This is a genomic window from Ruegeria sp. ABV4_181 (genome assembly GCF_056158465.1).
This window is the reverse complement of the sequence record NZ_JBSWTI010000002.1, coordinates 379,707-400,384: the sequence shown is the minus strand read 5'-3', so window position 1 is coordinate 400,384 and position 20,678 is coordinate 379,707. Positions and strand designations below refer to the sequence as shown.

The window sequence follows — 20,678 nt, the reverse complement described above, 5'->3', positions numbered from 1 at the left end:
ATGCCGCCTATCCTTTTGCACTCAGGAATTGCGCAGGAAGATGATCTCGATCCTGTTGTTGCGGGCGGCCATCGGGTTTTCGTCCGACAACTCCCGGTCAGCATGCCCGGTGACGCGATCCAGCCTTGGCGGTGCAACGCCCTTGTCCTGCAGCATCCGGCGCACCGCCTGCGCGCGCGCGGTCGATGTATCCCAGGACGGGTCGTAGGCCAGAACCACCGGCGAGGCACTGACATGCCCTTCGACGGCCACATCATTGGTCACCAGATCCGAGGACCGCGCCACCAGCAGTGCCAGTGCACGCATCATCGCCGTGGGCTTGTCGGTTCCCGATTCGAACAGCGGCTGATCGTCGGTGTCGAACAGTTCGACCACCAGCCCCTCGTCGGTGACACGCGTGATGATGTGTTTGAACACCTTGTCCGACACCATGCTTTCCCCGGTCCGGCCCAGAAGCTGGGCCTCAAGCGTGGAAAAATCCTCGGACATCTCCTGACCGCCCTCCGGGGTCACGCCGATTGACCCGCGCGCCTGTCTGGCCACGGTGGGGTGGCGTTTTGCGGCGCCGGATCCATCCATCACCATAGTCTGTTCAGAAAACATATTGTTGCCGCCAAAGGCCCCGTCGCCGCCGCCCGACACCGGGTTGACCGGAATCGTCGGCGAGAAGTAATCTGCCAGCCCCTTGCGTTGCTTTTCGGTCGTTGCGTTCAGCAGCCACATCAACATGAAGAACGCCATCATGGCCGTGACAAAGTCTGCATACGCGACTTTCCACGCACCGCCGTGGTGACCATCGCCACCTGACACACGTTTCTTCTTGATGATGATCGGCGCCGCGTTTGTGTGCGCACCCATCTCCACCACCTTATTATCACCCGGCTACCGGGGTAGCAGCGCAGGTCTTAAGGCGGGCTTAACACTTAAAATTGTCTTGATTCTCTAGCGTGGAAATCCGGTGTTGGCGCGGCGCAGGATCAGTTGCAAATGGTTGAAACTGTTTTGGATCCCATCCGTTTCGGGTTTGCCGAAGAACGCATCCAGATCATCATGGACACGCACCGCCTGATCCAGCAGCGGGTCCGCGCCTTCGGCATAAAGGCCGGCCTTGATCATCACCTCGGATTGTTCGTAGCTGCCGACCAGCCTGCGGGTGTCCGCGATCATCCGGTTTTCCTCTTCCGTCGCGGCGCCCGGCAGGCTGCGCGAGACCGAACGGCTGAGGTCGATGGCGGGAAAGCGCCCGCGCTCCGCTATCTCGCGGCTCAGCACGATATGCCCGTCCAGTACACCGCGCAGGATATCGGCCACCGGTTCGTCCATATCCGACCCGGCAACCAGAACGCTGAACACAGCGGTGATATCGCCCTGATCCGCCGTACCTGGCCCCGCCCGTTCGCACAGCCCTGCGATCAGAGGGGTGACGGATGGCGGAAACCCCCGCAGCGACGCTTGCTCGCCCATCGCGACGGCGATTTCCCGGTGCGCCTCGGCAAACCGCGCGACGGAATCGGCCAGAAACAGGACGTTCAGCCCCTGATCGCGCAGATATTCCGCCACTGACATGGCCGACCACGCGCACCGCCTGCGCGCCAGGGCCGACTGGTCGGATGTTGCCGCCACCACGACCGAGCGCTTCATCCCCTCGGCCCCCAGCGCGTGACCGACAAACTCATTCACTTCGCGCCCGCGCTCGCCCACCAGCGCCACGACCACGGCATCCGCCTGCATGGATCGCGCCAGGGTCGCCAGCAGGGTGGATTTCCCGACCCCGGACCCGGCGAACAGGCCGATCCGCTGCCCCTGCACCACAGGCAGCAGGGTATTCAGCATGGCCAGCCCTGTTTCCATCCGGACCCCCAGCGGTTTGCGCGCAACGGCCGGGGGCGGGGATTGCATTATGTCCCGCTCCTGTGCGCCCGCCAGCAGAGGTTTGCCGTCAAGCGGCTTGCCAAAAGGATCAACCACCCGCCCCAGCCAGTGCATCCCGGGCGCGAAGGCCGGTGTCTGATCGAGAATCACACGATCCCCTAGGCTGACCCCATCGGGCGCGGCAGCGGGTATCATATGGATCCGGTCCGGTTCGACATGCAGCACCTCACCCGGCAAATCCGGTCCGCTGCGCCGCTGCAGGGTTAGGTGATCACCAACCCGCGCCTGTGCCTCCAACCCCTGTATTTCAATGACGCCGCGCGCCACGCCTGCAACGCGGCCCATATGGCGCACGGCAGACAGCCGGTCGAATTCGCATTTCAGAAGCATCGGGTCGAGATCGGACATCATGGGGTCTCCAACGGGTTTCTGAAAACGCTTTCTAAAGGAATCGGGGTTAAGCCTTGATTGAAATTGATCGAGGGAGAAGCCCCGATGTTCTATGACCTGAACGTCTTTAAGACCGCGTACGCAATGGCAACCCATGCCGGGCAACGGCAGGCCGTCATCGCGCGCAACATGGCCAACGCGGATACGCCGGGCTACCAGCCCCGCGATATCGAGGCTTTTCAGAAAACATTCGAAAACACAGGTGGCGCGGATGCCATGACCGCCACGCGGCAGGGTCACCTGCATGGCGGCACGGCCGCGCGGACCTGGCCCGAATTCGTGGCCGCGCCCGCGGGCGATCCCAACGGAAACGGTGTTTCCATCGAGGAAGAAATGCTGAAGGCGGTGGAGGTCCGGCGCCAGCACGACCGGGCGCTGACCATCTACAAGTCATCCCTGAACATCCTGCGCAGCAGTCTTGGCCGGGCGTAAGGGGCAGAGAGATGAGCGACTTTTCCCACTCCCTGACCGCTTCTGCCAGCGCCCTGCGCGCGCAGGCAGCGCGGCTGCGCCATGTGTCCGAGAATATCTCGAACGCCGATACGCCGGGCTACCGGCGCAAGACGGTTCCGTTTGAGGCCGCCGAAAAGGGCGGCCAGGAGATTGTGCAGGCCGGGCGGGTGACGCTGGACCGCCGCGACGGCGCGCGCATTTATGACCCCGGCCACCCGATGGCGGATGACACCGGCCACTACCACGGCTCGAATGTCGATCTGATGATCGAGATCGCCGATGCGCGTGAAGCGCAGCGCAGCTACGAAGCCAATCTCAAGATGTTCGACCAGACACGCCAGATGTCGTCGAGCCTGATGGAACTCCTCAGAAAATAAAGGACGCCAGAATGGATATCCGATCCCTGACCGCGGCGCAGAACTATGCCGTTGCCCGCCCGGCCACGCAGGCCGACCCCGATCACGCCAGCCTGTCTCAGGGGGTGCGGTCCGGTTTTCAGGACTTTGCCGCGACGCTGAAACACAGTGAACAGATGGCGCAATCGTCCATGATGGGTGAAGCCGATCCGCACGCGCTGGTTCAGGCACTGGCGCAGACCGAGCTGGCCGTGGAAACCGCCGTCATAGTCCGCAACAAGGTGGTTGAGGCTTATCAGGAAATCCTGCGGATGCCGGTCTGACCTGATGCTTAGCGAAGGTCTTTTCTATGACATCGTGCGTCAGGCGCTGTGGGTCGCGGTGATCACCTCGGTTCCGATCCTGGCGGTGGCGCTGATCTCGGGCCTTGTCGTGGGCCTGTTCCAGGCGCTGACCTCGGTGCAGGAGATGACGCTGACCTTCGTCCCCAAGCTGATCGCCATCGTCGTCGTGTTCTGGATTTCCATGGGATTCATGACCCAGACGCTGGTGACGTTTTTCACAGGAACACTCATCCCACTAATCGCCGGAGGTCGCTGATGGATACCGCCTATGTCACCCTGTCCCGTCAAAGCGGATTGATGAATGAAATGCGGCTGGTGGCGAACAACATCGCCAATGCCAACACCACCGGTTACCGCGCACAGGGGCTCGTGTTCTCGGAGTTTGTGCGCGACATGCCGGGGAACCCGTCGCTGTCGATGAGCCGGGCCGAAGTGCGCAACACCTCATTGCAGCAGGGCTTGCTGACCGAAACCGGCGGTCAATTCGACTTTGCCATCGAAGGCGATGGGTTCTTTATGGTCGAAACACCTGCTGGAAACCGGCTGACGCGTGCGGGGGCGTTTTCACCAAGCGCCGAGGGTGATCTGGTCACGATGGACGGGCACCGGGTGCTGGACGCGAACGGCGCCCCCGTGTTCATTCCGCCCGACGCGGCCTCGGTCGATGTAGGCAGCGACGGCACGCTGAGCGTCGAGGGCCAGTTGCTGGGGCAGATCGGTGTCTACCGCGTGGCCGATCCAACAACGCTGGTGCGCGAGGGCAGCACGCAATTCCGGGCAGAGGGTGACATAGATCCCGTCGACGCGCCGGTGGTGCTGCACCGCTTCCTTGAAGGCTCCAACGTTAATGCCATCGAACAGGTGACCCGTCTGGTGGAAATCCAGCGCGCCTATGAACTGGGGCAGAGTTTTCTGGAAACCGAGGACGAACGAGTTCGCGGCGCGCTCAAGGCGATGATGCGGTGATTTGTAAACAGGAGGGCACGACATGCGGGCATTGAAGATCGCGGCAACAGGCATGACCGCGCAGCAGATGCGGGTCGAAACGATCTCGAACAATTTGGCGAACATGAACACCACCGGCTACAACGCGCGGCGGGCGGAATTTGCGGATCTGCATTACCAGCAGATGGCGCGGGCCGGGACGGTGAACGCCAATGACGGGACGGTCCTGCCAACCGGTGTTCAGCTGGGGCTGGGGGTGCGCCCCGCGGCGGTGACGGTGCATCTGGCGCAGGGCGCGCTGTCTGCAACCGGCAGCGATCTGGATGTCGCCATCGAGGGGCGCGGTTACCTGGAGGTGACACTGGCCAACGGGCAATCTGGTTATACACGGGATGGCAGTCTGAAACGCTCGGCCGAGGGGCTGATCGTCACGTCGGACGGCTATGCCGTGGCTCCGGAAATCACCGTACCCGACGACGCCCGGTCGATCTCGATCAATGCTTCGGGCGAGGTCTATGCCTATTTCGATGATGCGCCGGAGGGGCAGCTATTGGGCGAGTTCACCTTGGCCAGCTTCTCGAACGCCAAGGGGCTCGAAGCGATCGGCAGCAACCTGTTCAAGGAGACCGAAGCCTCGGGTGCGCCGGTGGTCGGCACCCCGGGTGAAGACGGTCTGGGCACCTTGCGTCAGGGATATCTCGAAGACAGCTCGGTTGATGCGGTGCGCGAGGTGACCGAGTTGATTGAGGCTCAGCGGGGATATGAAATGAACGCCAAGGTCATTTCCGCGGTCGATCAGATGATGGGCGCAACCACGCAGGTGCGGTGATGCGGGTTCTGGCCCTGTTTGTGTCGCTTGTTTGGCCGGCTCTTCTCTGCGCCGACATTGTCGTTCCGACGCGCACCATTCGTGCAAAGGAAATCATAACGGCAGGCGATCTGGAAGTCAGCGCCCGGCAGGTGCCGGGTGCAGTGACCGAGCCCGAAACGCTGATCGGGCAAGAGGCCCGCAAGGCCCTGTATCCCGGGCGCCCCATTCACGACAGCGATTTCGGACCGCCAGCGCTTGTCGACCGCAACGATCTGGTGGTCCTGGTGTTCGACCGCCGCCCCCTGTCGATCACGGCCGAAGGCCGCGCGCTGGGCCGCGGCGCGGCGGGTGACCGGATCCGGGTCATGAACCTGTCGTCGCGGTCGACCGTCACAGGCGTTATCCGGCCGGACGGCCTAATCGAGGTGAAATGATGTCAGGATTATCGAAAGCGCTGTGGATAGCCGTGATTGCGGTGTCGGCCTGCGGGCGCGTGGATCATCTGGGAAAGCCTCCCAGTTTCACACCCAATGAAGATTTGCCGGAACATGTCGCGATGTTGTGGCCCGGTCTGCCCCTGCACACACAGCCGCAGCGCAATGTCGACAGATCCTCGCTCTGGAGTGGCGGTCAGCAGTCGCTGCTGGGCGATCAGCGGGCGATCAAGAAAGGCGACATCCTGACAGTGGTGATCGAGCTGGACGAGAAGGCCGAATTCTCGAATGACACGGAACGGTCCCGTTCGGGGTCCGAAGCCCTTGGGATCGTCGGCCTGTTCGGGTTGCCCCAGCGCGCGGCCGAGCATTTGCCGGACGGAGCCACGCTGGAAGAAGCGGTTTCGATCGACTCGTCCTCGAAAAGCAGCGGCGAAGGATCGGTGAAACGCAAGGAAAAACTGACCCTCCGGGTTGCCGCCACAGTGATCGACGTATTGCCAAACGGTGTCCTGTCGATCTCGGGCTCGCAAGAGCTGCGGGTCAATTTCGAACTGCGCGAGCTGTTGGTGGCCGGCTATGTGCGACCGCAGGATATCTCTCGCAAGAACGAGATCACCTATGACAAGATCGCCTCTGCCCGCGTGTCCTATGGCGGGCGTGGGCAGATCACCGATGTGCAGCAGCCGCGTATCGGTCAGCAGATTCTGGATGCCGTGCTGCCCTATTGAGGTTTGGATATGATGAAGAAACTTGTACCCGTATTATTCCTGCTGGCCGGGCTGGGCAGTGGCATAGGTGCCGGCGTCTTTCTGACCCCGTCCGGGCAGGCGGCGACGGACTCGAAAGAAGCGAAGGCTGGCTCGGAACCCAAATCGACGAAGGACAAACCGGTCAAATCCAAGACGGGGAAGTCGGGCAAGGAGAACAGCAAGGGTGAGTTTGAATACCTGAAGCTGACCAAACAATTCGTCGTTCCGGTGGTCGACTCGGATCGTATTGCGGCTCTGGTCACCATGTCGCTGAGTCTTGAGATCAAGCCCGGCATGACCGAGGCATTTTATGCGATCGAACCCAAACTGCGCGACGGGTTTCTGCAGGTGATGTTTGATCACGCAAACACGGGCGGTTTCGACGGCGCCTTTACCGAGTCCGACAATCTGAAAGTGTTGCGCAAGGCACTGCTGGAAACGGCGCGCAAGGATCTGGGCGACGACGTATCACAGGTCTTGATTCTGAGCGTCAGTCGCCAAGACGCCTGACCGCATCGGCGCGCATTGCGCCCCGGATCACCAAGATTTCTTGCTTTGCGCACGACGGCGGTCCGCCTCTCTGGCCGCCGCCAGGTTTGCGACCGCCTGTTTCCGGCCAAAGGCCGCGCGCAGCGCGTCCAAAGCCGTGAGCTTTTGCGCCCGCAGCCGGGTCAGTTCGGTGTTCAGCTGTCGGCGGGTGGACGATTCCCATCCCTGCCACAGAACATCCGTGCCGGTGATGCGGTACCCATCCGTCAACGCGCTTTCCCGGCGACATTGCCGGGCCTGTGCATCCAGCCGGGCCAATTGGGTCTGAACCCGGGCCTCCGCCTCGATCAGGGGGCGCAATATGTTGTATTCCTTTTGGAACCCTGCCTCGGTCACGTGTTCCAGATCGGACAATTCTGCAGGTGTCATCTGATTTGTCCCTTCGCTCGTTTGCGCATCGCCTCGGCAAATCTGATCGCCGCCGCAACCGGGCGGTAATAGTCTTCCGCGATTTCCTGTCCGATCTCGAGGGTGGCATGCAGGGCGCGTGCGGTCGGCGGGTCCGAGTGGATCGGGACCCCTGCCTGCGCGGCAGCCGTGCGGATGGCGGCGGCGACCTCATCGACACCCTTGGCCACACAGACCGGGGCAGAGCCCGCGGCCCGGGACCATTTCAACGCCACCGCGAAATGGGTCGGATTGACGATCACGACATCGGCCTTCGGCACATCCGACATCATCTGGTTCGTTGCGATGTCCTGCGCGCGCTGCCGGCGTTGCTGTTTGACATGCGGGTCGCCTTCGGCATCCTTGGTCTCGTCCTGAATTTCCTTGCGGGACATCCGGTTCTTGCGCATGTGTTCCGAGTACTGCCACACATAATCGACCGCGCCGATCACCAGCGCCACGGCGATGACGATGAACAGGAAGCGAAACAACAGGTTCATCATCAGCGTCACCGACGACCGCGCCGGCGCGGCGCTGGCTGACAGGATGTCGCTGAGGTTGGCGCGCAGGAAAAGCGTCAGGCAGGTACAGTAGATCGCAAGCTTCACGAAGCTTTTGGCGAATTCGAACAGGCCGCCCCGCCCGAACTTGTTTTTCGCGTTTGACGGGATCGAGATGCGCGACAGCTTTGGCTTCAGCTTGCCGGGCGCAAATACCAGTGCGCGCTGGGCAATCAGGCTCAGCAATACGGCGGTGGCAGGCAGAGCGAACAGAATGGAAACGGAATACAGCGCCGCTTTCAGCATCCCGCCGATCGGGTTGACGGCCGGGCCCTCCGTCAGCAAAGGCCCGATTTCGCCGGACTGCTCGATCAGGACAACAAACAGCGATCCGATGTGTTGAACACCCATCTGCCCGGCGGCCAGCAAGGCGATAAGAAAACCGGAATACGCCGCAACAACGGACAGGTCGTTGGATTTGGCGACCTCTCCCTTTTCCCGCGCCTTCCGGAGTTTTTGCGGTGTCGGTTCATACGACTTGTCGCTGTCATCCTCCGCTCCGCTCATCGTGCGCCCTCAAGCGGGTTGACCATGAAAGCAAACAGCGCGTCGGACCAGACGGACAGGATCATGGGGGCACCTGCAAACAGCAGAAACAACCCGGCAAATGTGATGGCCGGGGCACCGACAAAGGCCACCATCAGTTGCGGCATGGCCCGGTTGATGACCCCAAGCGCCAGGTTGTAGATCAGCGACGCAATGACAAAGGGCATGGCCAGAGCAAAGGCAAGGCCAAAGCTGCGCGCGATCTGCTGCACCCCCCATTGCGACAAGTCCGGCGCAAGCGGGGCCGCGCCCGTGGGAAACAGGGTATAGCTGTGGATCAGAAACTGGGCCGCCCGGATATGCAGACCCAGCAACACCGCCAAAGCCAGACCTGCAAGCGTCAGCAGATACCCCATGGCGGGAACCGGGTCAGCTGCCGCTCCGCCCAGAATCTGCGACAGAGAGGTGGCCTGCGCCGCGATCGACCCGGCCGTTTGCAGGGCCAGAACGAACAGCCGCAGGGCCATCCCCAAAGCCATTCCGATCAGGACCTCGGTCAGGACCAGGCGCGTCACCGGCAGCAAGCCCGACCCGGCGGCGGGCGTCGGCACCGCAGGGGTGACGATCAGCGTGAAGGCCACAGCGACCCCGAGCTTGACACGAGCCGGAACGCTGCGTTCGCCAAAGGCGGGCAGCAGGGATACCAGAGCCGCGACCCGCAAGAACACCGCAAAGAGGTGCCAGATCCCGTCGCCCAGATGGGACAGCAGGTCCGGTGGCAGCGCGATCACGCGGGCACCGTTCCGACCAGCGCGGGCCGCGCCTCAAGCCCGATTTCCTCGAAGGACAGGACCGGATTGGACACGCCACGCGCGTGCAGGATGGTGCGCAGCAACCTGCGGCGGCGGGTCGAGGTCACCAAGGCGGGAAACAGCCCGCTGTCAGCCGATTGCGCGACACTATCGACCACCCCATCCGCCAGCTTGTTGAACAGGTTCGGCGGCAACGCAACGTCCAGCCCGGCATTGGGCGCGTCGATCTGATAGGTGGCGAATGTGTCTTCCCATTCCGGGGCCAGCTGGATCAGGGGGATCGAGCCATCCTCGCGCTTCATGTCAGCGACCAGCTGGAACCCCAGCCGCTGCCGGACCAGTTCGCATATACCTTCAGGCTGGGTGGTGGTCAGACGGGCCTCGGCCACGCTTTCCAGGATCAGGGCCATATTTCGGATCGACACCCTTTCATCCAGCAGCAGCCGCAGCACCGCGTGCAGCGTGTCGATCGGTACTTTGTCGGGGATCAACTCATCCAGCAGCTTGCGGTTTGCTTCGGCCCGAACCGGATCGCTGAGCCGCGCCATCTCGGACAGCAGGCGGCGCAGGGATTTCAGGGTCAGCAGGCGCGAGAAATTCTGTTTGATGATTTCCAGCAGATGAGTGGCCAGGATTTCGGGCGGCGAGACAATCGTCGCGCCGCTCATCGCTGCGGCTTCCTGATCCTTGGGCAGGATCCAGCGGGCGGGGGCGCCGTAGACCGGTTCCGTCACATCATTGCCCTCGGGCAGCAGGTCATGGCCGTCCTGCACCAGCGCCAGAACCAGATCGGGGTTCAGAACGCCGCGGGCCTGCTCGACCCCCTGTACCTTGACGACATAGGTGCCCATGGGCAGGTCAGCCCGGTCGGTCAGCCGGATATCCGGCAGGATCAACCCAAAGCTGGAGGCGACATAGGTCCGCATATTGGCGATCCGTGCGTCCAGACCGGTGCCGGGGTTCAGCACCATGCTGACCAGATCGGGGGCGAACTCCAGATGTACATCGTCCAGATCCAGAATGTCTCCGATGGCCTGAGAGATCGGGGCCTCATCCTGCGGCGCTGTGGTCAGGGCCTCGGCCGCCTCGGCCTTTTGCTTGCGCTGCACGTTATAAGCCGCGTAACCCAGCACGCCCGCACCCAGAATAAAGGGCAGAAACGGCAGGCCGGGCACCAGCGCGAACAGGACCATCAGAACCGCAACCGTCGCCAACGCGGCGGGGTGCCGCCCCAACTGCGAGAATATCGCGCTGTCGGTCGCACCCTGCGTCCCGCCCCGCGCCAGCAGCAGCGCGGAGGCGATCGAAATGATCACCGCGGGAATCTGCGACACCAGCCCGTCGCCGACGGTCAGGATGGCATAGGTCTCAAACGCCGAGGATACAGGCATCCCGTGCACGATCACGCCCATGATCAGACCCATCACAAGGTTCAGCAGCGTGATCAACAGCCCGGCAATCGCGTCGCCCTTGACGAATTTCGAGGCACCGTCGAGCGAACCGAAAAAGGTCGTCTCCTGCTGTTCGCGCTCGCGCCGTTCCTTGGCCTGCTGATGGTCGATGGCCCCGGCGGACATGTCGCTGTCGATGGCAAGCTGCTTGCCCGGCATCCCATCCAGCGCGAAACGGGCACCGACCTCGGCCATGCGGGCGGCGCCTTTGGTGATGACCATGAAATTCACGATCAGCAGAACCCCGAACACCACCAGACCCAGGAAAATGCTGCCGCCCATGACGAAATTGGCAAAGCCCTCGATCACGTCCCCGGCGGCGCCGGGCCCGGTGTGCCCCTGACCGATGATCAGCTTGGTCGAGGATACGTTCAGCGACAGCCGCAGCATCAGTGACGCCAGCAGGATCGTCGGGAAGGACGAGAAATCCAGCGGCCGTTCGATAAACAGCGTCAGGGTGAAGATCAGGATCGCCAGTGCAAAGGACGCCGCCAGTCCCACATCCAGCACCCAGGCGGGCATCGGCAGGATCATCATCACGATGACCGTCATCAGCGCCAGCGCCAGCAACACGGTCGGGGAAAACAGGGAACGGGCGTCGATATTGGGCACGCAGGGCTCCTAGTTGAAGGGGATAAAGGCGGCAGTCGCGGTCGCGGACGGGACCAGCGACCCAAGTGTACCTGCACCAGAAGGCGGTGCCTGATCCGGGATCAGGGGCGCGGCGGCGGTGGCGAACGGATCGCGCGCTGCCGGCCCTGGCGCGGGCAGGTCCCGATCCAGCCGGGCCAGAACGGTCTGAAACCGGTCAGAATATGCATTGGCCAGCGATGGGGTGCGGGAATGGAAAGCGCCGACGGCAGCAGGCCAGGACCCAAGTTCGGCATGAAGGTCTTTCAGGAATCTTGCCGCATAGGCCGCGTTTTCATCCGGATCGAACATGGCATCGATGGACCGGAATGCCTTGCCGTGCCAGCGGTAGTTGATCTGAAAGCAGCCGATGTCAAAGCTGCGCTTGCCCGCTTTGAAGATATTGAAAACATAGGTTTTCGCCTCAAATTCGGAGGTGAACCAATATCCCTGACCTTCGACGTTGATGGTCCAGGGCCAGGGTTCCAGACGTCCGTCCCGGACGCGTCCGGTTTCCACCCGGGCGATTGCGCGCATAACGTCCGGCGGTACCCCTTCGGACAGGGCGGCGCGGTGTGCGGCAGTGTCGCAGATGCCTGCGATGCGGGTGGCGGGCAGGGCCAGACCCTGTTGTGCCACCAGCAGGGCGACAATTGCCGCCAGGAATATCGTGCGATTTGGCATTCTGCCGGTCCGGGATTCTGATCAGTCCGGTTCAGGCTAGTCGCGCCAGGGTTTACAGAGGGTTATCAGCCGCTCAGATTCGATCGATCCGCCGGCCGAACACGACGCTGGTATTGGTGCGCAGAACACCGGGGATTTTGGCCAGATCGTCGACCAGAATGTCCAGGTCCTCGATCCTCGGGGCCTCGGCCGACAATAGCAGGTCGAACTCACCATTGATCGACAGGCAAAGCTTTACCTCGGGATAAGCTTCGAGCCGCTTGATGATGCGCGTGGTTTCCTTTTGCTGCACTTCCAGCAGCACGACGACCTGCACGCGCGGGGCGTCGTCGGGGCTGTTCAGGACCACCGAATACCCGGCGATCACGCCGCGTTCCTCCATCCGTTTGATGCGCTCGATCACGGTTGTCCGGGCCACGCCCAGTTTCGCGGCGATCTTGGTGGTGGACTCGCGGGCATTGTGTTGCAGGGCTGAGATTATGCGGCGGTCAAGCTGATCCATGGTAGCCAAGGTGTAGTGCAGAGTGGCAGGGATGCTCAAGACATGTCAGGGTGTTCTTTTGAAACGGCTTTCTGATCGGCATCCGGCCGGATGAGTGTGGCCGCAATCAGCCCGGGGACCGCGGCCAGCGTCATCCATGCAAGCGCTTCGGCCGTGCTTTGGGTCGTCATGAGCCAGCCCGCCAGCGGATACAGCACCAGCCAGCAGGCATGCGACAGGGTGAACTGGGCCGCAAAAACCGCCGGGCGATCCTCGGGGCGGGCGGAACGGGTCAGCAGGCGACCCGATGGCGTCAGCGTTGCCGAGTATCCGAAGCCAACACAGGCCCACAAAGCTGCAAGACCGGCCAGTGACATCGGCACAACCGCAAACAGACCCGCGGACAGGCCGAGCGAGAGGGTGCCGAACACCGCACCGGCTCGCATGACGGTGCGGTCCTTGTGCCTGTCCAGCAGGCCCGGAAGCACCACGGCCGCCAGCATGGAGCCGCCGCCATACCCGGCCAGCGCAACGGCAACGGCGCTTTCGGACAGCCCCAGATCGGCGCGTACGATGACAACGGTGTTGACGATGACCGTCGCGCTCAGCGCTGCGGCCGCCCATGTCAGCGCGAGCAGGCCACGCAGGCGGGGGGTGTTCAGATACATCCGAAGACCGCGCGTCGTCCGATCGTAAATTCCGCGACGCCGAGTGGGTCTGGGCGAGGGCAGGGCAACCGAAATCACCAGCAGGGCCGAGGCGACAAAGCCCAGACCAGTACCCCAGAACAGGCTGTCGAAACTCACAACCAGCAGCAACGCGGCAGCCAGCATCGGGCTGACCAGGCTTTCCATGTCATAGGCCAGCCGCGACAGGGACAGGGCCCGCGTGTAATCCTGTTCGTCCGTCAAAACGTCCGGAATGGTGGCCTGAAAGGCCGGAGTGAATCCGGCTGAGGCCGATTGGAGCAGGAAGATCAGAACGTAAACCTGCCAGACCTCGGTCACGAAGGGCAGGCACACGGCCACAAGCGCCCGAACCAGATCCAGCACCACCAGCATGCGCCGTCGGTCCATGCGCTCGGCAAACGCGGCGGCAACAGGGGCGATGACCACATAGGCGACCATCTTGATCGTCAGCGCGGTTCCCAGAACCAGCCCCGCAGCGTCCCCGGCCAGATCATAGGCCAGCAAGCCCAGTGCAACGGTCGCCAGCCCGGTGCCGGTCAGCGCCACGACCTGAGCGGCCAGCAAATGGCGATACACCCGGTTTTGCAGGACCCGCAGCATGGCCTACAGATACTTGGTGATGGCTTTGAAATCCTCGACATCGTTCCGGTCGCCCTGAGCCCCGGGAGATAGGCAATGATCGATGTGATCGTGTATCAGAACGCGTTTGGCATTGGTGATCGCCTTTTCCACTGCAAAAAGCTGCTGGGCTATGTCCGTACAGGGGGCCTGATCGTCCATCATTTCGATCACTTTCGCCAGATGACCATGCGCCCGTTTCAGGCGCGCCTTGATCTGAGGGTGCGAGTCGTGGATGTGCTGAGTCATGGATTATCCTTATCCCCCCCATAGGGATAAAGTCAAACTCGGACCACCCGAACAGTGGGATCATGCCTATGGCGTTGAGTTTATAGGTCAAACCCCCTATCTCGGGGGCGACAGCGCATAAAGGAAGACCCCGTGGCGAACCATCTTTACAAAAACGACCTGCCGGACGGGCTGAATCTGGGCCCTGTTGTGGCCATAGATTGTGAAACCATGGGGTTGAACCCGCACCGTGACCGGCTCTGTGTGATCCAGATGTCGGGCGGTGACGGCAACAGCCATATCGTTCAGGTCGGGAAAGACCAGACCGAGGCACCGAACCTTTGCGCCATGTTGGAAAACCCGGATGTGCTGAAACTGTTCCATTTCGGCCGGTTCGATATTGCCGCGATGTACCACAGTTTTGGCGCGCTGGCCGCGCCGGTCTATTGCACCAAGATCGCCAGCCGACTGGTCCGCACCTATACCGACCGGCACGGGCTGAAGAACCTGTGTCAGGAACTGATCGGCGTCGATATCTCGAAACAGCAGCAAATGAGCGACTGGGGCGCCGAAACACTGACCGAAGCGCAGCTGGACTATGCCGCCTCGGACGTTCTGTACCTGCACCAGCTGCGCGATGCGCTGGACGCGCGTCTGGCGCGCGAAGGCCGGACCGAGATGGCGCAGGCCTGTTTTGACTTCCTGCCGATGCGTGCGAAGCTGGACCTCGCCGGTTGGCCCGAAACGGATATTTTTGCGCACTCATGACCGACACCGAAGCCTTCCTCAGAACCGCCCGACAGGTTGTCACCGACGAAGCCCGCGCGCTGGACGTGCTGGCCGGAGCGCTGGACGAACATTTCGCCGAAGCGGTGCAACTGATCCTGCAGGCCACCGGCCGCATCATCGTCAGCGGCATCGGCAAGTCAGGTCATATCGGCCACAAGATTGCGGCGACGCTGGCCAGTACCGGTACGCCCGCCTATTTCGTGCACCCGGCCGAGGCCAGCCATGGCGATCTGGGCATGGTATCCAAAGGCGATGTGGTGCTGGCGATCTCAAACTCGGGCGAAGCGCCGGAACTGGCCAATTTGCTGGCCTTCACCCGCCGCTTTGGCATTCCGCTGATCGGCTTGTCCAGCAAGCCCGAAAGCACGTTGATGAAACAGGCGGATGTGCATCTGCTGATCCCGTCGATGGGCGAGGCCTGCGGTTTCGGCATGGTGCCCTCGATCTCGACCACGCTGACGCTGGCGATGGGCGATGCGCTGGCGATCGCGCTGATGAAGTACCGCGATTTCAAGCCCGAGGATTTCCGCGCCTATCACCCCGGCGGCAAGCTGGGGGCGCGGCTCAGCACAGTGCGCGACCTGATGCATACCGGCGCAGCGCTGCCCCTGGTAAATGCCGATACCCCAATGAGCGATGCGCTGATCGAAATCAGCCAGAAAGGCTTTGGCGTCGCCGGTGTGACGGATGCGCAGGGGCAGCTGGCCGGGATCATCACCGACGGCGACCTGCGCCGCCATATGGACGGTCTGCTGGATAAGACAACCCGGCAGGTGATGACGGAAAATCCGACCACAATCGGCCCGGACGCTTTGGCGGAAGAGGCTGTGGCGATCATGAATGACCGCAAGATCACTTCGCTGTTCGTCGTGGCGCCGGAACAGAATGCCCCGGCCGAAGGTCTTTTGCACATCCATGACTGCCTGCGGGTCGGTCTGGGCTAGGCGGAGGGCACAGCCGTGGATGGTCATTCCCGTATGGTGCAGTTCTTCAAGGTGGTGCTGCCGCTGGCCGCCATCGTGATTCTGTCGACCGTTTTTCTGCTGTCTCGGAGCATCGAAACCAACGTGACCGTGCCTTTTGCGCAGAACGACATTGATCAGCGGCTGGCCGATCAGGTCGTGACGCAGCCAAACTATCGCGGCACCACCCGCAAGGGCGAACAGGTCCAGATCGAGGCGAACAGGGCGACTCAGGGCACCGAGAATGCGACCCCGACCGCAGCCGAGTTCCGCGGCCGTCTGGGCTTGTTGAACGGCGGGGTCATCACTCTAGATTCAAATTCCGGGATGATCAGGCCCGACAAGAATACCGCCACCTTCGTCGGCGACGTGGTCATCACCACAACGGACGGTATCGAAGTTACCACGGATTTGCTGAACACCGCCCTGGACGAAATCCGCGGAGATACGCCCGGGCAGGTCAATGGCACTGGGATTATTGGAGATTTTTCAGCCGGTCGGATGACCTTCGGAACAAAAAAAGAGGACGGTCCGGTCCATATTATTTTTACAGACGGGGTGAAGTTGATATATGAGCCTCAAAAAGCAGAAAGATAACCTGTGTTTCATTTTCGTGTAGCCCTAGTTTGCAGTGCCCTGGTAACCGGTGCCTTCCCCGCGACAGCGCAAGAGACCCAGGTCGGGTTCGGAGCGGTGAACAACGACCCGACTCTGCCGGTCGAGGTCACGTCGGAAACGCTGAACGTCAATCAGGAGGACGGATCGGCGGAATTTCTGGGAAATGTGATCGTCATCCAGGGGGAAATGCGCCTGACGGCCGAACGCGTTCTTGTCATCTACAATCAGGAACGCTCGGGCATCGAACGCATGGAGGCGACAGAGGATGTGGTTCTGGTCAGCCCGCCTGACGCGGCCGAAGGCGACTGGGCAGAATACACCATCGACTCGGGTGAGATCGTGATGAAGGGCAATGTGCTGCTGACGCAGGGGCCCAGCACGATCAGCGGCGATCAGATGAATGCCAATCTGACCACCGGCAAGGCGACTGTCACGGGCAACGTCAAAACCATTTTGCAATCGGGTAAAGAGTAATGGCGCGACCACATCTGTCCGTCGCCGAGGGAAATTCCGGCCTCAGGATCGAAAAGCTGCGGAAATCCTACCGCAAAAAGACCGTGATCCGGGATGTCTCGATGACGTTGGACCGGTCCGAAGTGGTGGCGCTGCTGGGCCCGAACGGGTCGGGCAAGACCACGACGTTTTATTCCGTGGCCGGGCTGGTTTTCCCCGAGGCCGGAACGGTCACGATTGACGGCCAGACTGTCACGACCCTGCCGATGTATCGCCGCGCCCGTCTGGGTATCGGTTATCTGCCGCAGGAGATGTCGATCTTTCGCGGCATGAGCGTCGAGGACAACATCGCGTCGGTTCTGGATATCACGGTCAGTCACGCGCATCGCCGCAAGGAGCGGCTGGAAGAACTGTTGTCGGATTTCTCGATCGAACACCTGCGCCGCGCCCCTGCGCTGGCCTTGTCGGGGGGCGAGCGCCGCCGGGTCGAGATCGCCCGTTGTCTGGCGGCCGATCCGAAATATCTGTTGCTGGATGAACCCTTTGCCGGCGTCGATCCGATCAGCGTCGGCGATATCCGCCATCTTGTCGCCGATCTGAAAAAACGCGGGATCGGCGTGCTGATCACCGACCACAACGTGCGTGAAACGCTCGAAATCGTGGACCGCGCCTATATCCTGCATGACGGTCAGGTTCTGATGTCCGGCACCCCGGACGAAGTCGTCGAAAACGAAAACGTGCGGCGGGTCTATCTGGGCGAAAACTTCCGCATTTCATGAGGTTGCGCGGTAATGCGCCAAGCGCATGGCGGAAATCACGTATATACACGCCTGTTTTGATTGACTCTTCCCCCGTCTCTTGCCTCAATTGGGTTATGGCATTTCTTCGGTTCCCGTCTGGATCACGATGCCCCTTCGTCGAAGGGCGAGCGGTTCGGCTACCGCAGGAAACGCCGATATCCCCCACCCGATAAAAACAAGTGCGTCCCGTAACGTGACGTCAAAATGGGTGTGAATTGTGAAGGAGATCACATGCGTTACCAAATCAGCGGAAAACAGATCGACATCGGTGTAGCACTTCAAACTCATGTGCAGACCGAACTGGGCGATGTCGTGGGCAAATATGCCCAGCGGCCGACTGACGCCAATGTCGTCTTTTCCCGTTCCGCGCATGAATATGTGTGCGAAACCACTGTGCATCTTTCCACCGGCCTGACGGCGCAGGCCAAAGCGCATGCAACTGAAATCTACGCGGCATTTGAGGCATGCTGCGACAAGATGGAAACCCAGTTGCGCCGCTACAAGCGCCGTCTCAAGGACCACCACAAGGATCGGGCTGAGCCGGTTGAACTCTTTGGTGCTTCCTCTTATATCCTCGCCTCTGACGAATCGGAGACGGCTGACGAGCCTGACTCTCTGCAGCCGATGATTGTGGCTGAGATGGAAACCAAAATCCCATCGCTGAGTGTTGGTGAAGCCGTTATGCAGATGGAACTGGCTGGCGCTCCGGTGCTGGTGTTCCGGAATGAAAACAAGGATGGATTGAATGTCGTGTATCGTCGGGATGACGGTAATATCGGCTGGATCGATCCGTAACAGGCAAGAATAGCAAGGTAAGCCCCTGCGCAAGCGGGGGCCCCGCCACGGAGCGTGATCATGGAGCTTTCGAGCATACTGAAGCCCGAAGCAGTACGTGTATTGTCCGCCGCTTCCAGCAAGAAGCGGCTGTTTCAGGAAGTCGCCGATGTTGCAGAGGCGGCGCTGGGTCTTGAGGCCCAGATTGTTGTCGACGGGTTGCTGGAACGGGAAAGCTTGGGGCCGACCGGCGTGGGCCATGGCGTGGCGTTGCCGCATGCGCGCATGTCCGAGCTTGAGGTCGTTTCCGGGGTGTTCGTGATGCTGGAAAAGCCGATTGATTTCGGATCGGTTGATCGGCAGCCGGTCGATATCGCTTTTGCCCTTTTTGCACCTGAAGAGGCCGGTGTGGATCACCTGAAGGCACTGGCGCTGGTGTCCCGGACCCTGCGCGACACATCTGTTTGCGCAAAGCTCAGGGCGAACCCGGACCCGGTCAAGCTTTACGCCATCCTGACCGAAGCCCAGTCGATGCAGGCAGCCTGACTTTCGGAAGATACAAAAAAGCCCCCGGATTTGCGGGGGCTTTTTGATTCCGGGGCTGCGGTCTGGGTCAGCCGCCGGTTCCCATTTCCAGCGTCCACCAGATTTTGCCGCCGCCTTCCTGATGCCAGGCAAAGCCCATCTGCGAGGCTTTGGGGTCCATGATCACCGCGCGCGGTCCGGGCTCCTGCATCCAGGCGGCCAGCGTTTCGGTCTCTGTCTCGTAGGTTTCGGAAATGGCTTCGCCCAGGAAGGTGCCGTAGTAACCCACGCGCTGGGCACGATCCAGCGGCGACGATCCGTCAGAGCCAAAGTGCCAGGGGCGGTTCTGCCGCGCCATATCCTTGGAATGCGTGGCCGCCGCGGCATTCAGCTGCGCGTTCAGCTGAACCGACTGCAACCCCTGCGCCTGGCGCAGCGCATTGACCGAATCAAGCATGCGGAACTGCAGTTTTTCCGGGTTGCCCCGAATCTTGTAGACCGTCGGCAAAGGACGGCCATCGGTCCCGTAGGTCGGCGTGCTGCCGGTGGTACATGCGGCCAGTGCGAAAAGGCAAACGGACAGTAAGGATAAGATACGCGTCATGATCGACCTGATAATTGTGTTGTCCTACGGCATAACGCGACAGACCGCCCTGAGCAAACCTGCTTTGACGCTGTTTCGCGTGATTCTGCCGGTTTGATTTGCGACTGAAGCATTCTGGCAATAAAATGTGCCAGAATTTCAGATGGCCTTAGCAAAGGACCGCCCGTCATGGTCAAGAAACGCATTCACTCATCCACCCGCCGTGGATTCCTGGCAGGTGCTTCGGCCCTTGTGGCTTCGCCGGCAATCGCCCAGTACATCCCCGGTGATCCGTTGCGCCCGGCACCCGAGGCGGAACCACAGGTGCGCCGCAACATATCGGGGTTCCGTGCGCTGGACTGGCAGCCCTACTTCTCAAACACCAATAACGGAGCCATTCTGGTCGATACGGTTTCGCGGGCATTGCACTACTGGTCCGAAGATCAGCGGGTGTACAGGCTGTACCCGTCCTCGGTGCCGCTGACCGAGGAGCTGACGCGCCGCGGCCGCACCAGCGTGATCCGCAAGGTCGAAGGGCCCAGCTGGTCGCCGACCCCATCAATGAAAAAGCGAAACCCCGAATGGCCGGATTATATCCCTCCGGGTCCCGATAACCCATTGGGAACACACGCTTTATATTTGAGTTGGAAATATTACCGCATCCACGGAACCCATGACACACGCAAAATCGGCCGCCGGTCGTCGAATGGCTGCATCGGCCTGTTCAACGAAGACATTCAGGAATTGTTTTCAATGGCGCAGGTTGGCACGCAAGTGTTGCTTATTTGACGACATTTTCGCGCACGAACCCGCTTGCGCCGTAAGTTCCAATTGCATTCCAGTCGGATAGCTGATTAGAAAAAAACACGAGGTAAGTCTTGGGTGTATGGTTTCACTATTTGGAACCGTGCAAATTCTGGAGGTTAATATGAAGAAACTCGTTCTCGCCGCTGCACTGACCGCTGCTGCTTCGACCGCATATGCCGGCAACCTGGAAGAGCCGGTTGTTGAAGCACCGGTTGTTGTTGAAGAAACCCAGGGTTCGTCGCAGGGCATCATCCTGCCGCTGATCCTGCTGGTCGTTGTTGCCGCAGCTGTTGCAGCAAGCTAAGTCGACGAGCATTGTTTAGAGAAAAGGCGGTGGAGCGATCCACCGCCTTTTTTCATGCCTGACGGGTAGGG

The 20,678-nt window shown here is 61.3% G+C and carries 29 protein-coding genes; 18 read left to right on the top strand and 11 right to left on the bottom strand.

Going from position 1 to position 20,678, the window contains the following annotated elements; translation table 11 throughout:
* Positions 1 to 21 precede the first annotated feature (21 nt).
* Together ACXAC3_RS02075 and ACXAC3_RS02070 are read right to left on the bottom strand one after the other, a co-directional pair.
* A complete protein-coding gene (locus ACXAC3_RS02075) occupies positions 22 to 858 on the bottom strand; it encodes a flagellar motor protein MotB (RefSeq protein WP_475155347.1) in 837 nt (278 codons plus the stop codon).
* 84 nt (positions 859 to 942) lie between these two features.
* On the bottom strand, positions 943 to 2,280 hold the full coding sequence (locus tag ACXAC3_RS02070) for a FliI/YscN family ATPase (RefSeq protein ID WP_475155344.1): 1,338 nt from the start codon (positions 2,278 to 2,280) through the stop codon (positions 943 to 945).
* Between the two features lie 87 nt (positions 2,281 to 2,367).
* On the opposite strand from ACXAC3_RS02070, the gene ACXAC3_RS02065 reads away from it, so the two are divergent.
* Genes ACXAC3_RS02065 through ACXAC3_RS02025 form a run of 9 tightly spaced genes read left to right on the top strand, consistent with a single transcriptional unit; the run spans position 2,368 to position 6,927 of the window.
* On the top strand, positions 2,368 to 2,754 hold the full coding sequence (locus tag ACXAC3_RS02065; protein WP_475155339.1) for a FlgB family protein: 387 nt from the start codon (positions 2,368 to 2,370) through the stop codon (positions 2,752 to 2,754).
* An 11-nt stretch (positions 2,755 to 2,765) separates the two neighbouring features.
* The gene (gene flgC / locus ACXAC3_RS02060) at positions 2,766 to 3,152 is read left to right on the top strand and encodes a flagellar basal body rod protein FlgC (protein ID WP_475155334.1); all 387 of its coding nucleotides are present in this window, start codon (positions 2,766 to 2,768) and stop codon (positions 3,150 to 3,152) included.
* An 11-nt stretch (positions 3,153 to 3,163) separates the two neighbouring features.
* A complete protein-coding gene (fliE, locus tag ACXAC3_RS02055; RefSeq protein ID WP_475155328.1) occupies positions 3,164 to 3,454 on the top strand; it encodes a flagellar hook-basal body complex protein FliE in 291 nt (96 codons plus the stop codon).
* A 4-nt stretch (positions 3,455 to 3,458) separates the two neighbouring features.
* A complete protein-coding gene (locus tag ACXAC3_RS02050) occupies positions 3,459 to 3,731 on the top strand; it encodes a flagellar biosynthetic protein FliQ (RefSeq protein ID WP_475155322.1) in 273 nt (90 codons plus the stop codon).
* Positions 3,731 to 4,441 carry a flagellar hook-basal body complex protein gene (locus ACXAC3_RS02045; RefSeq protein WP_475155316.1) on the top strand — a complete coding sequence of 237 codons (711 nt, stop codon included), beginning with the start codon at positions 3,731 to 3,733 and terminating at the stop codon, positions 4,439 to 4,441. The genes ACXAC3_RS02050 and ACXAC3_RS02045 overlap by 1 nt, the downstream gene beginning before the upstream one ends.
* A gap of 22 nt (positions 4,442 to 4,463) precedes the next feature.
* Positions 4,464 to 5,249, top strand: coding sequence for a flagellar basal-body rod protein FlgG (gene flgG, locus ACXAC3_RS02040; RefSeq protein ID WP_475155311.1), 786 nt, complete (start codon positions 4,464 to 4,466; stop codon positions 5,247 to 5,249).
* Positions 5,249 to 5,665: a flagellar basal body P-ring formation chaperone FlgA gene (flgA, locus tag ACXAC3_RS02035; protein WP_475155307.1), complete on the top strand. Its 417-nt coding sequence runs from the start codon at positions 5,249 to 5,251 to the stop codon at positions 5,663 to 5,665. The genes flgG and flgA overlap by 1 nt, the downstream gene beginning before the upstream one ends.
* A complete protein-coding gene (gene flgH / locus ACXAC3_RS02030) occupies positions 5,665 to 6,396 on the top strand; it encodes a flagellar basal body L-ring protein FlgH (protein WP_475155302.1) in 732 nt (243 codons plus the stop codon). Before flgA ends, flgH begins: the two co-directional genes overlap by 1 nt.
* Before the next feature lie 9 nt (positions 6,397 to 6,405).
* Entirely contained in the window at positions 6,406 to 6,927 is a 522-nt protein-coding gene (locus ACXAC3_RS02025) for a flagellar basal body-associated protein FliL (RefSeq protein WP_475155299.1), read from the top strand.
* A 27-nt stretch (positions 6,928 to 6,954) separates the two neighbouring features.
* Here the strand turns inward: ACXAC3_RS02025 and ACXAC3_RS02020 are convergent, their stop codons facing one another.
* The 8 genes from ACXAC3_RS02020 to ACXAC3_RS01985 form a co-directional block, all read right to left on the bottom strand.
* Positions 6,955 to 7,335 (bottom strand): hypothetical protein, encoded by a 381-nt coding sequence (locus ACXAC3_RS02020; RefSeq protein WP_475155297.1) that lies wholly within the window; start codon positions 7,333 to 7,335, stop codon positions 6,955 to 6,957.
* Positions 7,332 to 8,420, bottom strand: coding sequence for a flagellar type III secretion system protein FlhB (flhB, locus tag ACXAC3_RS02015; RefSeq protein WP_475155296.1), 1,089 nt, complete (start codon positions 8,418 to 8,420; stop codon positions 7,332 to 7,334). Before flhB ends, ACXAC3_RS02020 begins: the two co-directional genes overlap by 4 nt.
* Positions 8,417 to 9,190, bottom strand: coding sequence for a flagellar biosynthetic protein FliR (locus ACXAC3_RS02010; protein WP_475155291.1), 774 nt, complete (start codon positions 9,188 to 9,190; stop codon positions 8,417 to 8,419). The genes flhB and ACXAC3_RS02010 overlap by 4 nt, the downstream gene beginning before the upstream one ends.
* Positions 9,187 to 11,214, bottom strand: a complete 2,028-nt coding sequence (gene flhA / locus ACXAC3_RS02005) for a flagellar biosynthesis protein FlhA (RefSeq protein ID WP_475163323.1) — start codon at positions 11,212 to 11,214, stop codon at positions 9,187 to 9,189. The genes ACXAC3_RS02010 and flhA overlap by 4 nt, the downstream gene beginning before the upstream one ends.
* 69 nt (positions 11,215 to 11,283) lie before the next feature.
* The gene (locus ACXAC3_RS02000) at positions 11,284 to 11,976 is read right to left on the bottom strand and encodes a lytic transglycosylase domain-containing protein (protein WP_475155288.1); all 693 of its coding nucleotides are present in this window, start codon (positions 11,974 to 11,976) and stop codon (positions 11,284 to 11,286) included.
* Positions 11,977 to 12,049: 73 nt separating this feature from the next.
* A complete protein-coding gene (locus ACXAC3_RS01995) occupies positions 12,050 to 12,517 on the bottom strand; it encodes an Lrp/AsnC family transcriptional regulator (protein WP_475155286.1) in 468 nt (155 codons plus the stop codon).
* Complete coding sequence (locus ACXAC3_RS01990) at positions 12,514 to 13,746, bottom strand: MFS transporter (RefSeq protein ID WP_475155284.1); 1,233 nt, start codon at positions 13,744 to 13,746, stop codon at positions 12,514 to 12,516. Before ACXAC3_RS01990 ends, ACXAC3_RS01995 begins: the two co-directional genes overlap by 4 nt.
* A 3-nt stretch (positions 13,747 to 13,749) precedes the next feature.
* Positions 13,750 to 14,013: a metal-sensing transcriptional repressor gene (locus ACXAC3_RS01985; RefSeq protein ID WP_475155279.1), complete on the bottom strand. Its 264-nt coding sequence runs from the start codon at positions 14,011 to 14,013 to the stop codon at positions 13,750 to 13,752.
* Between the two features lie 132 nt (positions 14,014 to 14,145).
* Here ACXAC3_RS01985 and ACXAC3_RS01980 point away from each other — a divergent pair, with 132 nt between their 5' ends.
* The 7 genes from ACXAC3_RS01980 to ACXAC3_RS01950 all read left to right on the top strand — a co-directional run bounded on the left by ACXAC3_RS01980 (position 14,146) and on the right by ACXAC3_RS01950 (position 18,934).
* Positions 14,146 to 14,760, top strand: coding sequence for a ribonuclease D (locus ACXAC3_RS01980; RefSeq protein WP_475155276.1), 615 nt, complete (start codon positions 14,146 to 14,148; stop codon positions 14,758 to 14,760).
* Complete coding sequence (locus tag ACXAC3_RS01975; protein ID WP_475155273.1) at positions 14,757 to 15,725, top strand: KpsF/GutQ family sugar-phosphate isomerase; 969 nt, start codon at positions 14,757 to 14,759, stop codon at positions 15,723 to 15,725. The genes ACXAC3_RS01980 and ACXAC3_RS01975 overlap by 4 nt, the downstream gene beginning before the upstream one ends.
* A gap of 15 nt (positions 15,726 to 15,740) precedes the next feature.
* Positions 15,741 to 16,340 (top strand): LPS export ABC transporter periplasmic protein LptC, encoded by a 600-nt coding sequence (gene lptC / locus ACXAC3_RS01970; RefSeq protein ID WP_475155270.1) that lies wholly within the window; start codon positions 15,741 to 15,743, stop codon positions 16,338 to 16,340.
* 3 nt (positions 16,341 to 16,343) lie between these two features.
* On the top strand, positions 16,344 to 16,835 hold the full coding sequence (locus tag ACXAC3_RS01965) for an LptA/OstA family protein (protein ID WP_475155268.1): 492 nt from the start codon (positions 16,344 to 16,346) through the stop codon (positions 16,833 to 16,835).
* Positions 16,835 to 17,593 carry an LPS export ABC transporter ATP-binding protein gene (gene lptB, locus ACXAC3_RS01960; protein WP_475155262.1) on the top strand — a complete coding sequence of 253 codons (759 nt, stop codon included), beginning with the start codon at positions 16,835 to 16,837 and terminating at the stop codon, positions 17,591 to 17,593. Before ACXAC3_RS01965 ends, lptB begins: the two co-directional genes overlap by 1 nt.
* Positions 17,594 to 17,845: 252 nt before the next feature.
* Positions 17,846 to 18,409 carry a ribosome hibernation-promoting factor, HPF/YfiA family gene (hpf, locus tag ACXAC3_RS01955; protein WP_475155257.1) on the top strand — a complete coding sequence of 188 codons (564 nt, stop codon included), beginning with the start codon at positions 17,846 to 17,848 and terminating at the stop codon, positions 18,407 to 18,409.
* Positions 18,410 to 18,469: 60 nt separating this feature from the next.
* On the top strand, positions 18,470 to 18,934 hold the full coding sequence (locus ACXAC3_RS01950; RefSeq protein ID WP_475155252.1) for a PTS sugar transporter subunit IIA: 465 nt from the start codon (positions 18,470 to 18,472) through the stop codon (positions 18,932 to 18,934).
* Between the two features lie 67 nt (positions 18,935 to 19,001).
* Here the strand turns inward: ACXAC3_RS01950 and dalA are convergent, their stop codons facing one another.
* Entirely contained in the window at positions 19,002 to 19,517 is a 516-nt protein-coding gene (dalA, locus tag ACXAC3_RS01945) for a divisome-associated lipoprotein DalA (protein ID WP_475155248.1), read from the bottom strand.
* Positions 19,518 to 19,685: 168 nt separating this feature from the next.
* On the opposite strand from dalA, the gene ACXAC3_RS01940 reads away from it, so the two are divergent.
* The gene (locus tag ACXAC3_RS01940; RefSeq protein WP_475155244.1) at positions 19,686 to 20,285 is read left to right on the top strand and encodes a L,D-transpeptidase; all 600 of its coding nucleotides are present in this window, start codon (positions 19,686 to 19,688) and stop codon (positions 20,283 to 20,285) included.
* A 139-nt stretch (positions 20,286 to 20,424) separates the two neighbouring features.
* Complete coding sequence (locus tag ACXAC3_RS01935) at positions 20,425 to 20,607, top strand: hypothetical protein (protein ID WP_010442520.1); 183 nt, start codon at positions 20,425 to 20,427, stop codon at positions 20,605 to 20,607.
* The last annotated feature ends 71 nt before the right edge of the window (positions 20,608 to 20,678 follow it).

What these genes read in the sequence shown, in the direction of transcription:
- ACXAC3_RS02075 (WP_475155347.1), bottom strand. Translation starts at nt 858, where the DNA reads ATGGGTGCGCACACAAACGCGGCGCCGATCATCATCAAGAAGAAACGT.
- ACXAC3_RS02070 (WP_475155344.1), bottom strand. Translation starts at nt 2,280, where the DNA reads ATGTCCGATCTCGACCCGATGCTTCTGAAATGCGAATTCGACCGGCTG.
- ACXAC3_RS02065 (WP_475155339.1), top strand. Translation starts at nt 2,368, where the DNA reads ATGTTCTATGACCTGAACGTCTTTAAGACCGCGTACGCAATGGCAACC.
- flgC (WP_475155334.1), top strand. Translation starts at nt 2,766, where the DNA reads ATGAGCGACTTTTCCCACTCCCTGACCGCTTCTGCCAGCGCCCTGCGC.
- fliE (WP_475155328.1), top strand. Translation starts at nt 3,164, where the DNA reads ATGGATATCCGATCCCTGACCGCGGCGCAGAACTATGCCGTTGCCCGC.
- ACXAC3_RS02050 (WP_475155322.1), top strand. Translation starts at nt 3,459, where the DNA reads ATGCTTAGCGAAGGTCTTTTCTATGACATCGTGCGTCAGGCGCTGTGG.
- ACXAC3_RS02045 (WP_475155316.1), top strand. Translation starts at nt 3,731, where the DNA reads ATGGATACCGCCTATGTCACCCTGTCCCGTCAAAGCGGATTGATGAAT.
- flgG (WP_475155311.1), top strand. Translation starts at nt 4,464, where the DNA reads ATGCGGGCATTGAAGATCGCGGCAACAGGCATGACCGCGCAGCAGATG.
- flgA (WP_475155307.1), top strand. Translation starts at nt 5,249, where the DNA reads ATGCGGGTTCTGGCCCTGTTTGTGTCGCTTGTTTGGCCGGCTCTTCTC.
- flgH (WP_475155302.1), top strand. Translation starts at nt 5,665, where the DNA reads ATGTCAGGATTATCGAAAGCGCTGTGGATAGCCGTGATTGCGGTGTCG.
- ACXAC3_RS02025 (WP_475155299.1), top strand. Translation starts at nt 6,406, where the DNA reads ATGATGAAGAAACTTGTACCCGTATTATTCCTGCTGGCCGGGCTGGGC.
- ACXAC3_RS02020 (WP_475155297.1), bottom strand. Translation starts at nt 7,335, where the DNA reads ATGACACCTGCAGAATTGTCCGATCTGGAACACGTGACCGAGGCAGGG.
- flhB (WP_475155296.1), bottom strand. Translation starts at nt 8,420, where the DNA reads ATGAGCGGAGCGGAGGATGACAGCGACAAGTCGTATGAACCGACACCG.
- flhA (WP_475163323.1), bottom strand. Translation starts at nt 11,214, where the DNA reads ATGACGGTCATCGTGATGATGATCCTGCCGATGCCCGCCTGGGTGCTG.
- ACXAC3_RS02000 (WP_475155288.1), bottom strand. Translation starts at nt 11,976, where the DNA reads ATGCCAAATCGCACGATATTCCTGGCGGCAATTGTCGCCCTGCTGGTG.
- ACXAC3_RS01990 (WP_475155284.1), bottom strand. Translation starts at nt 13,746, where the DNA reads ATGCTGCGGGTCCTGCAAAACCGGGTGTATCGCCATTTGCTGGCCGCT.
- ACXAC3_RS01985 (WP_475155279.1), bottom strand. Translation starts at nt 14,013, where the DNA reads ATGACTCAGCACATCCACGACTCGCACCCTCAGATCAAGGCGCGCCTG.
- ACXAC3_RS01975 (WP_475155273.1), top strand. Translation starts at nt 14,757, where the DNA reads ATGACCGACACCGAAGCCTTCCTCAGAACCGCCCGACAGGTTGTCACC.
- lptB (WP_475155262.1), top strand. Translation starts at nt 16,835, where the DNA reads ATGGCGCGACCACATCTGTCCGTCGCCGAGGGAAATTCCGGCCTCAGG.
- hpf (WP_475155257.1), top strand. Translation starts at nt 17,846, where the DNA reads ATGCGTTACCAAATCAGCGGAAAACAGATCGACATCGGTGTAGCACTT.
- ACXAC3_RS01950 (WP_475155252.1), top strand. Translation starts at nt 18,470, where the DNA reads ATGGAGCTTTCGAGCATACTGAAGCCCGAAGCAGTACGTGTATTGTCC.
- dalA (WP_475155248.1), bottom strand. Translation starts at nt 19,517, where the DNA reads ATGACGCGTATCTTATCCTTACTGTCCGTTTGCCTTTTCGCACTGGCC.
- ACXAC3_RS01940 (WP_475155244.1), top strand. Translation starts at nt 19,686, where the DNA reads ATGGTCAAGAAACGCATTCACTCATCCACCCGCCGTGGATTCCTGGCA.
- ACXAC3_RS01935 (WP_010442520.1), top strand. Translation starts at nt 20,425, where the DNA reads ATGAAGAAACTCGTTCTCGCCGCTGCACTGACCGCTGCTGCTTCGACC.